13 protein-coding genes are annotated in these 12158 nt (G+C 68.1%); 2 read left to right on the plus strand and 11 right to left on the minus strand.

Annotation, left to right across the window (positions count from 1 at the left end; translation table 11 throughout):
* Positions 1–123: 123 nt before the first annotated feature.
* Positions 124–978, plus strand: coding sequence for a DNA adenine methylase (locus CCONF_RS08875; protein ID WP_290222834.1), 855 nt, complete (start codon positions 124–126; stop codon positions 976–978).
* Positions 975–2375, plus strand: coding sequence for a type II restriction enzyme (locus CCONF_RS08880; protein ID WP_290222837.1), 1401 nt, complete (start codon positions 975–977; stop codon positions 2373–2375). Before CCONF_RS08875 ends, CCONF_RS08880 begins: the two co-directional genes overlap by 4 nt.
* On the opposite strand, the gene CCONF_RS08885 is transcribed toward CCONF_RS08880, so the two are convergent.
* The 11 genes from CCONF_RS08885 to CCONF_RS08935 form a co-directional block, all read right to left on the minus strand.
* A complete protein-coding gene (locus tag CCONF_RS08885) occupies positions 2319–2969 on the minus strand; it encodes a LysE family translocator (protein WP_290222839.1) in 651 nt (216 codons plus the stop codon). The two genes, CCONF_RS08880 and CCONF_RS08885, sit on opposite strands and share 57 nt — an antisense overlap.
* The gene (locus CCONF_RS08890; RefSeq protein WP_290222841.1) at positions 2966–3346 is read right to left on the minus strand and encodes an ankyrin repeat domain-containing protein; all 381 of its coding nucleotides are present in this window, start codon (positions 3344–3346) and stop codon (positions 2966–2968) included. Before CCONF_RS08890 ends, CCONF_RS08885 begins: the two co-directional genes overlap by 4 nt.
* Before the next feature lie 51 nt (positions 3347–3397).
* Positions 3398–4375, minus strand: a complete 978-nt coding sequence (gene holA, locus CCONF_RS08895; protein WP_290222844.1) for a DNA polymerase III subunit delta — start codon at positions 4373–4375, stop codon at positions 3398–3400.
* Position 4376: 1 nt separating this feature from the next.
* Positions 4377–6092: a ComEC/Rec2 family competence protein gene (locus CCONF_RS08900; RefSeq protein ID WP_290222847.1), complete on the minus strand. Its 1716-nt coding sequence runs from the start codon at positions 6090–6092 to the stop codon at positions 4377–4379.
* Positions 6089–6865 (minus strand): ComEA family DNA-binding protein, encoded by a 777-nt coding sequence (locus tag CCONF_RS08905; RefSeq protein WP_290222849.1) that lies wholly within the window; start codon positions 6863–6865, stop codon positions 6089–6091. Before CCONF_RS08905 ends, CCONF_RS08900 begins: the two co-directional genes overlap by 4 nt.
* Before the next feature lie 170 nt (positions 6866–7035).
* Complete coding sequence (locus CCONF_RS08910; RefSeq protein WP_290222851.1) at positions 7036–7920, minus strand: DegV family protein; 885 nt, start codon at positions 7918–7920, stop codon at positions 7036–7038.
* Complete coding sequence (locus CCONF_RS08915) at positions 7920–8618, minus strand: histidine phosphatase family protein (RefSeq protein WP_290222853.1); 699 nt, start codon at positions 8616–8618, stop codon at positions 7920–7922. The genes CCONF_RS08910 and CCONF_RS08915 overlap by 1 nt, the downstream gene beginning before the upstream one ends.
* Positions 8619–8632: 14 nt before the next feature.
* Positions 8633–9103 carry a ribosome silencing factor gene (gene rsfS / locus CCONF_RS08920; protein ID WP_290222855.1) on the minus strand — a complete coding sequence of 157 codons (471 nt, stop codon included), beginning with the start codon at positions 9101–9103 and terminating at the stop codon, positions 8633–8635.
* Between the two features lie 100 nt (positions 9104–9203).
* Positions 9204–9815, minus strand: coding sequence for a nicotinate-nucleotide adenylyltransferase (gene nadD, locus CCONF_RS08925; RefSeq protein ID WP_290222857.1), 612 nt, complete (start codon positions 9813–9815; stop codon positions 9204–9206).
* A 22-nt stretch (positions 9816–9837) separates the two neighbouring features.
* The gene (locus CCONF_RS08930; protein WP_290222859.1) at positions 9838–11136 is read right to left on the minus strand and encodes a glutamate-5-semialdehyde dehydrogenase; all 1299 of its coding nucleotides are present in this window, start codon (positions 11134–11136) and stop codon (positions 9838–9840) included.
* A 95-nt stretch (positions 11137–11231) separates the two neighbouring features.
* Positions 11232–12158, minus strand: a complete 927-nt coding sequence (locus CCONF_RS08935; protein ID WP_290222860.1) for a D-isomer specific 2-hydroxyacid dehydrogenase family protein — start codon at positions 12156–12158, stop codon at positions 11232–11234.

Consider the following 12158-nt stretch of genomic DNA (forward strand, 5'->3'; position numbering starts at 1 on the left):
GGTAAGGAGGATTCCTCCCCGCAGGCCGGCGGCCTTTATTTTTAACCTCCAGGCGAACACCTGTTCCCCACAGGGTGGGCCGCGCGGCCGGCGGGTCAGCCGGAGCGCTAAGATATTGCCACGATGAACAACCTGAAGCCTTTGATGAAATGGGTAGGCGGCAAACGCCAGCTCCTACCAGCCATTCGGTCCGCCCTCCCCGGGGCCGGGTTTCAGCGCTATTTCGAGCCCTTCCTGGGCGGCGGCGCGGTGCTGCTCGCGCTGGCCCCGGGAAAGGCCACGGTCAACGACTTAAATACCGAGCTCATCAACGTCTACCGGGTCGCCCGCGACCACGTGGACGAGCTCATCGGCCTGCTGGCGGGCTACCCGAACACCCCGGAGTTCTTCTACGAGCTGCGCGCCTTGGACCGCGACCCGGAGGTCTTCGCTGCGCTCAGCGCCGTCGAACGCGCCGCCCGCACGGTCTACCTGAACCGGACCTGCTACAACGGCCTGTACCGGGTCAACTCCGCCGGCCAGTTCAACGCGCCCTTCGGCCGCTACAAGAACCCGACCATCTGCGACGAGCCCACCCTGCGCGCAGTGGGTGCCTACCTGCGCGACAACGACGTCGAATTGCTCAACGGCGACTACGCGGTGCTGCTGGAGGCGGCCCAGGCCGGCGACTTCGTCTACCTCGATCCGCCCTACGACCCGGTCAACGTCACCAGCTCCTTTACCGGCTACGCCGCCGGCGGCTTCGACCGCAGCCAACAGGAACGCCTCAAGCAGGCCTGCGACGAGTTGGACGCGCGCGGGGTCAATTTCCTCTTGTCGAACTCCGCCACGGATTTCATCCGGGACCTGTATGCGGACTACCCCACTGAGATTGTCGGCGCCACCCGGGCCATCAACTCCGTAGCCTCCAAGCGCGGAAAGGTCGATGAGGTCCTAGTCCGCAACTACACCGAGACCGCGGGAGGAGCCACCGCATGAGCCGGGCCACCGACGCCGAGGCCGCCGAAATAGCCGAGCTGCGCGACCGTTTCGAGATCAGCAAGGACACGAAACTCGGCCTCAACGACATCGGCTGGCTGCGTGTTTTCGCCGCCGAGGAATTCGCCGAGCCGCTGCAGCGCGACGGCTTCGCCCGCATTACCGCCTCCCGCCTGAAGGAGATCAGCCGCCGCGAACCCCGGCTGATGGCCAAGCATGACTACTCCAGCTCGCGGCCGTGGCCATTCCGCAAACACAGCCTGTCCGTGGTGCCGCTGTCACGCGATTCCTACCTGGTCGGCAAGTTCGGCCTCTACCAGGCATTCGAGCGCGGACCGCAGCCGACTCGGCGCCTGCCAGTGCCGGCGGACATCGAGTCCCTGGACTTTTCCCAGATCACCTCCGAGTCGCTCGCCCTGGCCGCGGCGGATCTCAGCGGCATCCTGGAAGACTTCATCGGCAGCGCTCCCCTGCGCTCGACGGTCTCAGGGCGCATGTCCACCCACCAGATCCCGCTGCGGCTGGACGGCCGGGACTTCACCGTCAATCGCGCGCAGATGGAGATCGACGGCGGCTACGAGTCCGCGGACTGCCTGGTGCTCATCGAGGCGAAGAACCACCTGCCCGAGGACTTCAACATCCGCCAGCTGTACTTCCCCTACCGGCGCTTCCGGCAGGTGGTCTCCAAGCCGGTGCTGCCGGTCTACCTGCTGTATTCGAACGGCGTTTTCCACCTGTTCCTCTACGCCTTCGACGACGAGAACGACCCGCGCAGCATCCGGCAGGTGCGCTCGGCGCGCTACTGCCTGGGCAGCACGCAGCTAACGGCCGACTCGCTCCTCGACGTCATCGAGCGCACCCGCGTGGAACCGGAGCCAGCCGCAACGCCCTTTCCGCAGGCGGATTCGTTTGCGCGCGTGGTCAACCTGTGCGAGCTGCTCGCCACCAGCGAGGAGCCGCTGACGAAGGACTATATCCACACCGCCTACGGCTTTACCTCCCGGCAGGCGGACTACTACGCGAACGCGGCGGCCTATCTCGGCCTGGCACGCATCGGCCAGCAAGGAGTGAGACTGACCGAGCTGGGCGAGGAGGTCATGGCGCTCGATGACCTGGACGCGCGCAACTTCGCCTTCGTGGAGCGCCTGGCCGCCCGAGGGGTCTTCCGCACGGCCGCCCGGCGCGCGCTGGGCGGGGAGAAAATAGGCCGTGACGAGGCCGTGGAGATCATGCGCGCCGCAGACTTGAGCCTGGGCGAGTCCACCCTCAAGCGGCGCGCGGCCACCGTCGCCGCCTGGACCGAGTGGGTCCGGGAGCTGGCCCAGGCCGGGCAGCCGGGCCTATGGGAAGAAGAGCTCCCGCAGGCCGTTGACGGCCAGCAGGACACCGGCCACTAGGAAGAAGGCGCCGGAGGCGATGTCGATCCAGGGGCCTGCCGCCAGTAGCTTCCGCCGGACCGCGTTGGTGGAAATCACACAGCTCAGCGCGACGAAGAGGAAGAAGCTGGACAGCGACAGCGACAGCACCAGCGCGACCGAAAGCCCCAGCGGCGGGTGTGCCGGCAGCAGCGGGGCGATCATCGCGGCCAGAAACAGCACGATCTTCGGGTTGGACAGGTTGGTTGCCAGCCCCAGCCGGAAGGCCTGGCGCATGCGGCCGAGCCGCTGCACGGCGTCATCCAGGCTCTGCGGCGGGTTGCGGCGCTCCTCCAACCCGGAGCGCATGGTCTTCCAGCCTATCCACACCAGGAAGGCACCGCCGATGGCTTGGACGAAGCCCAGAACGGACGGGAAGGTGCTCAGCAGCGCGGCCGCGCCGAAGACAGTCAGCGTGCACCACATCAGCACGCCGACCTGGATGCCCGCGGCCGCGGCGATGGCGTGCCGGCGGGACTTCGTGGCGTACCGGGTCACCAGGATGATGTCCGGGCCGGGGCTGGCGGCCCCGACCAGGTTCATCACGATGATCGCGAGAAACGATGACCAGCTCACGAAAGGCGCTCGACCAGGTCGGTACGCTCAAACATGCGCGCGCTATCCAGGGCGCTGGGGGTGCCGGCCTGCGGATCGGCGCCGGCGGCTAGGAGGGCGTCGATAACCGCGTCTTCCTTCTTAAAGATGGCGCCGGCCAACGGCGACTGGCCCCGATCATTGAGGAGGTCCACGTTTGCGCCCTCCTCCGCCAGGGCGGCGACCAGCTCGGCGTGGCCGTGGTAGGCGGCGAGCATGACGAAGGATTGCCCCTCGTGGTTGACCAGGTCGATGTTCACGCCTTGGTGGATGTAGTCCAGCAGCGCTTTATCGCCCTGGCGGGCCATGTCGAAGAGGCGGTTAACGAGGTCTTGCAGTTCCGGTCCAGGTGCAGTCATGCACTCAAGCCTAATCTTTGGCCCCGGCGGGCCGATTTTAGGCCCGGCTTTTTATCCGGCCAGCTCCGCGATCCGGCGCACCGCCGACTCCACGGCGAAGTCCGGGTCCTTGCCGGACTGGCCCTTGACGTCGTAGTCGAGCTCGTCGATGAGAATGACGGCCTCCGTAACCGCCCTGCCGGACCAGCGGCGGGCCACCGGTTGGGTCAGCTTGACCACGTACGGGTTCAGGCCGGTCTGCTTGGCCAGGGAATACTGGTCGCCGCGGGCGGAGTACAGCCGCGCGATGGCGCTGACCTTGTTGGCCAGGGCGCTGGCGATGGCCACCGGGCTAGCGCCCAGCTGCAGCGCGCGGCGGCAGGTGGCGACCGCGGTGTTGGTCTTACCCGCGACCGCGGCGTCCGCGATATCCCAGTTGGCCACCTCGGCCACGCCGGAATAGTATTCCTGGACCGCCTGCATGGTGACGTTGCCGCCGGTGTCCGCGACCAACTGGCTGACCGCCGAGGCCAGTTCGCGCAGATCCGAGCCCACCCCCTGGAGCACCGCGTTGACCACGTCCGGGGTCGGCTGCACCTTGTGCCGGGAAAATTCCTTGGTCACCCAGCGGCCCAGCTCGTTCGGGTAGAGAGAAAAGGCGTCGTGGCGCTCACCCAGCTTTGCAAACGCCGTTAACAGCTCGGGCTGCTTCTTCTTGTTCTTGAGTGTCTTGGCGGTGACGCTGTAGACCGCCACCAGGGTCATGCCGGGGGCGAGCTGCTTGGCGCAGTTAACCAGCAGGCCGGTCAGCTCCTTGCCGACCTTCTCGATGTCGGTGACCACGATAAGCCGGTTGTCGCCGAAGAGGGACGGGCTGGTGGCCTCGGCCAGTTCGCCTTCGGTGACCTCGCTGGCCCGCAGGGTGGTCGTTTCCGGGGTCTGGCCGGTATCCGCCGCGACCTGCTTGGTGATGGTGCGGCGGGCGCGTTCGGTGAGGAATTCGTCGTCGCCGACGATGAGGTGGACCGGTGAAGCTGGCATGCCCTTCATCTTAGAACCTCCCGTCCACCGCGTGCTGGGCGCCATCCGCGTAGACCCGCACGGGACCGTCCCGGGCCGGGTAGAGCACCGGGATATAGTCCGGCGTGCGGGTGGGCCGGTCTGCCGCGGGACCCTCGGCGGACAAGACCACGATCACCTGCGTGCCGGGCGGGACCGGCTCGATATCGTCGTCGGTTTCCACCACGTGCGCGCGCAGGTCCGCCAGGTCGACTTCCGGGGCGCTGGTGTGCAGGCGCGCCCCGCCCCGGGCTTGGAGCCAGGCGGGCGCGTGCCCCAGCGATCCCAAAAGCCCCAGCACCGCGGCCAGGCTCAGCACCAGCGTGACCGTCAGCCGCGGCCGGTGGAAGAGGAAGCCGGCCACGACCCAGCCGTAGACCAACGCGACCGCCACCGGGCCGGTACTCACCACCGCCAGGGGCAGGTCCCGCACCGCGTGCGCCACGGAATTGATCCACCACGTGCACGGCTCTATTACCTTGAGCAGCACGCCCGCCAGCGGCGCCCCGATCCCCGGGATGTTGACCGCGATGGCGGCCAGCAGCCCCACCACCGTCACCGGCGCGGTGGCCGGGGCGACGGCCACGTTCGCCACGATAGAGACCACTGAGACCTCCCCGGCCATCAGCGCCACGATCGGGATGGTCACGATATCGGCCGCTACTGCCACCGCGAAGGCGCGGGTGAGCAGGTCCGGCAGGCCGAGCCGGGCCAGCCAGCGATAAAAGATCGGCTGCAGCGCCACAATGCCTGCCGTCGCCGCCACCGAGAGGGCGAAGCCGTAGTTGACCGCCAGCTCCGTGTCCCACCACAGCAGACCGATGATCGCCAGGCACAGACCGTGGACAGGTTCCATGCGCGACGAGTTGACCACCGCCAACAGCCCGACCAAGCCGGTCGCTCCCGCGCGCAGCACGGAAGGCTCCGCGCCCACCAAGGCCACGAAGACGGCCAGCGCCCCGAGCGCGCTCAGCACCTGTCCTAACGGCGACGCCCGCGCCCAGCGCGCCACGAGCGCGGCCGCGGCGGTGACCACCACGACGTTGGCCCCAGAGACCGCCGAGAGGTGGCTCAGACCGGTCTCGATATACAGGGTGCGCTCGGCCGCGTCCTGCAGTCCCACGTCCCCCAGGACCATCCCGGGCAGCAGGCCCTGGCTGGCCGGCCCCACGGTATCCAGCACCACGGCCTGGAATTTCTCGGTCACCCCGGCGGCCCAATCCGCCCAGCCCTGCGGGGCAGCGACGGTTGTAACCTCCCCGTTGACCACGACGTCGACCACCCCGGGGCGGTTCGACTCACTCACCGTGCCGTCTACAGCCACCCGCGTGCCCGCCGGCGGCGCGGCAAAGCCGGCAACCTCGGGAAGCGACTCACTAAAGACCGGCACCGAGCCTGGCACCCCGCCCACGTCCAGGCGCAGCAGCCACCCGCCGCTGTCCAGGGCCACCGGCGCCGATTGCAGCTCCCCTTCTAGCCGCCCGGTGGACGCGAACGCCGCGGCACGGGCCTGCCGCACCAGCGCGACCGCCATCGCCACGCAGCCGGTTGCCGCCACCACCAGCGCCTGACCGATGTGCCGGCGCAGCGCGGCAGCCACGACCACCGCTCCCACCACGCCCAGGCCTACCAGCGGCCAGCCCAGCACCACGGCCAGGGTGGCCGCCCAGACGCTGGCGGCCGCGGGAACCAAGCGCAGCTCCCTCACACGGTCACCTGCCCTTCCAGCTGCGCGAACTTCGCCGGCCCGATCCCGCTGACCTCCAGCAGCTGGTCCACCGCGCTGAACCCACCGATGCTGTCGCGATAGTCCACGATGGCCGCGGCGGTGACCTCCCCCACCCCGCTGAGGGACTGCAGCTCGCTGGCACTGGCGGTGTTGATATTCACCGTGCTGTCGGAGTTTTCCGACGTGCCATCCCCGCCCCCGCTGCCGCCTTCCCCTCCCTGGAGACCACCGGGCTCCACGGGGGTCTCGCCGGGAGCGACTACGTGGATTTGCTGGGCGTCCTGGAGTACCTGCGCGTGATTGACCTGCGCCAGGTCCGCCTCCGGGAGCGGGCCGGCGGCGGCGAGCGCATCCGCCACCCGCGCGCCCGGATCCAGCGTGACCAGCCCGGGCCGGGCGACCTTGCCGACCACGGAGACCACCACCGGGCCCGTGGTCGGCGCGGCCTGCTCAGTTGCGGTGACTCCCGCCCCGCCGGCCTCGGCCGGATGGCCGCTTAGCGCCAGGTTGGATTCCTCGATCTCGGGCCCACCCTCCTGCCAGGCCAGGTGCGCCTCCTCGGCTGGGTCGTCCCGCAAGGCGGTGCAGCCCACCCACACCACCAGACCAAGGATGAGGAAGACGCCCAGCACGGCGGCGGGTGCGACGGGAATGCGGAACCGGGGAGCCGGGAAGGACACGTCCATCAGCTCCTCGGCCCCAGTGGGCCGGGTCAATTCCTTTAGTCTGTCGCTCAAATGCGGTGCGCTCATGCCGCCGAGATTAAAATGCCACCGCCGGAAAGGGAAGGGATTTTCCCTGGACACCGGGCACAAACCGGAATTTAGCCCCAACCCATCACGGATTCGTTATAGGTTACTCGTAATGGTCCCATCGAGGGACGAAAAACTTCGTCCTCCTTGGCTACATTGCTGTCTAGCGGCTATTGCTCGCGCTGGTGGCGGGCGGCGAAAGTGCCTAAGGGGTTCTTCGGCTTCGAGGCCGGGACCGGAGTTTCGGTGGCGAAGACCGCGGAAACCCCGATGGCGCCGGAACCGACGTGCACGGATAGCACCCCGCCCAGCGGGAGCAGCATGAATGACGAGCCCTCCGGCAAGGCCCCGTCCAGCAGATCCTGGAGGCGCTCAGCGGCCTCCTCGTCGCCGTTGTGCTGAATGGCCACGAAGGCAGGCTCGCCCTCGGCGCGCTCGACGGCCAGCTCCACCAGTTTGGTAAAGGCCTTGGTCTGCGTGCGGGTCTTGCCCACCAGGTCCACCTTGCCGTGGACGAGCTCCATGATGGGCTTGGTGGCCAGCAGTGCGGTCGAGAGCATGGCCGTGGCGGTGGACATGCGCCCGGAGCGGCGCAGATCGTCCGTACTGGACAGGTAGACCCAGGTATTGGAGCGCGCCAGCGTGTCCTCGGCCGCGGCCCGGCACTCCGCCAGGTCCGCGCCGTCTTGGGCCAGCCGCGCGGCCGCCATAACCGCGGCGCCCATACTCATGCCGGTGGAGCCGGAGTCGATGACCGCCAGGGCATCGGCAGCAAAGGCCCCGGAGGCCGTCACGGCGGAAGAATACGTCGAGGACAAATCCTTCGACAGGTGGATAGCCAGCACGGCCTCCTCGCCGCCGGCGGCGGCCGCGCGCTCCATCTGGCGGCCGTAGAAAGCCGCGAGCTCAATCGCGCTGACCCCGGAGGTGGACTGCTCAGCGCCGTCCTTGCCCTCGCTGTCCATAACGTGGAGCTCGATCACACCGATGCCCAGCTCCGCCACGATCTCCTCCGGCAACCCGGCCGAGGAATCCGTAACTACGCGTACCGCCACTAGATATCAGCCCCGCCATCGCCGACGACGCGCCCTCCCATGTTCCAGCCGTCGAAGTACCAGGTGGCCTTGGCCGGCTGGGCGGGTTCAAAGTGCACGGGGGCGAGCGGACGTGCGGCGTCGAAGACCGGGCGGGCAGTCAGCTGCGCCCAATGGGTATTCTTCAGCCCGGACAGCGCGCCGTACTGGCGGTGCTCCAGGCCGAGCAGGTGGCAGGTCAGCGCCGCGATGGCCCCACCGTGGGCCACCACCAGCAGCGCCCGACCATTCCAGTCCTGGAACGACTCCATGAGCTCGTCGATGACCGGGCGGGCGCGCTCGGCCACCTGCACGCGGGATTCGCCCTCCGGCGGGGCCCAGGTGGCGTCGTGGCGCCAGAGGGCGCGGGCGCCGGGGAACTGCTCGTCCACCTCGGCGGAGCTCATCCCCTGCCAGTTGCCCAGGTTGGTCTCCCGCAGGCGCGGATCGGTCTGGTAGTCCAGCCCCAGGGCCTCGCCGACCACGCGGGCGGTCTCCGCCGCGCGGCGCAGATCCGAGGCGACGATCTTGGCCACTCCCTCACCGCGCAGCAACTCGCCGGCCGCCCGGGCTTGGGCATAGCCGGTCTCCGACAGCTCCGTATCCAGGTGGCCCTGCATGCGGCCCGTGGCGTTATAGGTAGTCTGTCCGTGGCGGATGAGGATCAGGCGGCGGCTCATGATGGTGCGGCTACCTAGATCTCTTCGTCTTCGCCCGGGGCCTTGTCGGCCAGCGGGAGGTCGGCGACGGATTCCGCCTCGCGCGGGTTGACCTCGTCGGCCCACTGGCCGGGGCGCTGCGGGGCCTCGACGCCCGGGATTTCCACCAGCGGGCAGTCGTGGTAGAGGCGGTCGAGGCCGTAGTGGTCCCGCTCGCCCTCGCGCTGGACGTGAACGACGACGTTGCCGTAGTCCAGCAGCACCCAGCGGTTTTCCCGGTTGCCTTCGCGGCGCTTCGGCTCGTAGCCGGCCGCGGTCATCTCGTCTTCGATCTCGTCCACGATGGAACGGACCTGGCGCTCGTTATCGGCGGAGGCGATCACGAAGACCTCGGTGACCGCCAGCACGTCGGAGACGTCGATAGCGGCGATGTTGCCACCCAGCTTCTCTTGGGCAGCGCGCGCGGCTACCTCGGCCATGCTCCGGGCTACGTCAGTAATAGACAATGCGGGAAATCCTTCAACAAATTCTGCAGACGTTAGTTTCTACCAATAATCGATACTAGTGTCCCACGTTTTCGGACATTTTCCTACTCGCGGCGCGCTGCTAGAGAGGCTGATCGGGGTTGATCCGGTAGAGATTGTTCTTGGCAATATATTGCACTACCCCATCTGGGACCAAATACCACACCGGCCGTCCGGCGGCGGCGCGCTCACGGCAATCGGTCGAGGAAATCGCCATCGCGGGGATCTCCACCAACTCTATCCCCTGCCGCGACTCGCGGGGCAGCATTTTGTCGGTCAGCTCGTAGCCCGGGCGCGTCACGCCGACGAACCGGGCCATCTGCAGCATCTTCTCCCAGTCTCGCCAGCTCATGATCGAGCTGAGCGCGTCCGCGCCGGTGATAAAAAACAGCTCGGACTCCGGGTAGAACTCCCGCAAGTCCCGGAGCGTGTCGATGGTATAGGTCGGCCCCTCGCGGTCGATGTCCACGCGGGAGACAGTAAACCGCGGGTTGGAGGCGGTAGCCACCACCGTCATCAGGTAGCGGTGCTCTGCAGGGGTTACCTGCCGGTCCGCCTTCTGCCAGGGCTGGCCAGTGGGCACGAAGACCACCTGATCCAGCTGGAAGCGGTGCGCTACCTCGCTCGCGGCCACTAGGTGGCCGTGGTGGATGGGATCGAAGGTCCCGCCCATAATCCCTATACGGTTGCTCATGGATGGCTAGTATACGTCCCGGCTAGGGGCGGGTGTGGCCGTTGCCCTGCAGCACCCACTTGGTGGAGGTCAGCTCTGGCAGGGCCATGGGGCCGCGCGCGTGCAGCTTCTGCGTGGAGATGCCGATCTCCGCGCCCATGCCGTAGACCTCGCCGTCGGTAAAGGCGGTCGAGGCATTGAGCATGACCGCGGCGGCGTCGACCTCGTTGGCAAAGCGCAGCAGCACGTCCGCGTCCTGGGCGGCGATGGCCTCGGTGTGGCCGGTGGAATAGCGGCGGATGTGCTCGATGGCCCCGTCGATACCGTCGACGACCTTGGCGCAGATGTCCATCGACAGGGATTCTTCCGCCCAGTCCTCCTCGCTGGCCTGCACCGCGCCCTCGACGCCGAGTGCGGCCAGCTCCTCGGTGTCGCCGTGGATGGTCACCCCGGCGTCTTGGAGGGCCTGGATGACGCGGAGCTGGTCGGCGGCCGGCAGGGCGGCATCGACCAGCACGCACTCGGTGGAGTTGCACACCGAGGTCCGCCGAGTCTTGCCGTTGATGACCATGGCGATGGCCTTGTCCAGGTCCGCGGAGGCGTCGACGTAGAAGTGGCAGTTGCCGGTGCCGGTCTCGATGGTCGGCACGGTAGCGCCCGTAACCACGGCGTTAATCAGGCCAGCTCCCCCGCGCGGGATGACCAGATCGACCAGGCCACGGGCGGTAATCAGGTCCTGGACCGAGCCGCGGGTCTCACACGGCAACAGCTGGACCCCGGCGCGCGGCAGGCCGGCGGCCTCCAGGGTGGACTGCAGGATCTCCACCAGCTTCTCGTTGGAGTTGCGGGCTGACTTCGAGCCGCGCAGCAGCGGCACGTTGCCGGACTTTAAGGCCAGGCCGAAGGCATCCACGGTGACGTTCGGGCGGGCCTCGTAGACCATGCCCATGACGCCGAGCGGCACGCGGATCTGGCGCATCTGGATGCCGTTGTCCATGGTGCGGCCCTGCACGACCTCCCCCACCGGGTCCTGCAGGCCGGCCACCTGGTTGAGGCCGTCCGCGATGCCAGCGACGCGGTCGGCGTCCAGGCTCAGCCGGTCGATGAGCGAATCCGACAAGCCCGCCTCACGGCCGGCGTCGATGTCCTTCTGGTTGGCCGCGAGGATCTCCTCGGTGGCCGCACCTAAGTCCTTCGCCGCTTGCCGCAGGATCTCGTTCTTCTGCGGGGTGGTCAGCTGCGCGATCTGCGCGGCGACCTCCTTGGCCGCGCGGGCCTTGGTCAGCACCTCGTCGCGCTCGGCTTGGCGTTCTGGGCTCAGTTCATCCGTAGATTGAGTCATGCGCCCCAGTGTACGTAAACCCCGGCCGCTCATCCCCCCGGAATGATGCACTGGGTCACACGGAGGCTGTCGCCTCCGCCCCTTTATCCGCGGCGTTAATAACCGGCGTCGACGTCGACTTCAGTGGGCAGGCTGCCGTCGTGGGCGAAGGCCCGGGCCACGGAGACGGCGTGGGCACCGCTGCGCTTTTTGACCGAATACGGCGGGTTGGCCACGTGCGGGGTGATGACCACCTGCGGCATCTCCCACAGCGGGTGCCCGTCCGGCAGCGGTTCCGGATCGGTCACGTCCAAGCCAGCGCCGGCGATGCCTCCCTCGCGCAGGGCCTTAACCAGTGCGTCTGTATCCACCAAGGGGCCACGGCCGACGTTGATGACCACGGCGTGCTCCGGCATCTGCTCCAGGGCGCGCCTGTCCACCACGTGGTGGGTCTCGTCCGTCAGCGGCAGCAGCAGCACGAAATAGTCCGCCGCCGGCCAGATCTTCTCTATCTGATCGGTCGGGATGGTGCGGTCCGCGCCCGGCACGTCCTTGCCGCTGCGGTTGACCGCGATGATTTCCGGGCCAAACCCGCACAGCATCTCGATCAGCCGCTTGCCGATGCCCCCGGCGCCGACAATCGCGACCGTCTTGTCCTCGAAGAGGAAGGCGGTGTGCGACTCCACCTCGTCGCGGTTGCCCCAGCTATCCCCTACGCGGCGGTGGGCGTGCAGCTGCGCGAGCAGCAGCGCGATGGCGGATTCAGCCACGGTCTCATCGTAGAGCCCGGCCGCGTTCGACCAGCGCGTGCCGCAGGTGCGGGTCAGCTCGCGCATCTGCGGCAGCAGCGCGTCCACGCCCGCAAAAGGCAGCTGCACGAAGCCGAGGGACTCCGGCAGGCTCTCCGGCAGATCGTCGGCGCCGCCGGTGAAGAACAGGAAGTCCGCCTGCCCCAGCTGCTCCATGCCCAGCTGGGTGAAACCGGCCTCGTCGAAGGCGGCTTGGACGGCTTCCCAGCACTGCGGGTACATCACGTATTTCAT

It is taken from the genome of Corynebacterium confusum (assembly GCF_030408715.1).
GTDB classification, from domain to species: Bacteria; Actinomycetota; Actinomycetes; order Mycobacteriales; family Mycobacteriaceae; genus Corynebacterium; species Corynebacterium confusum.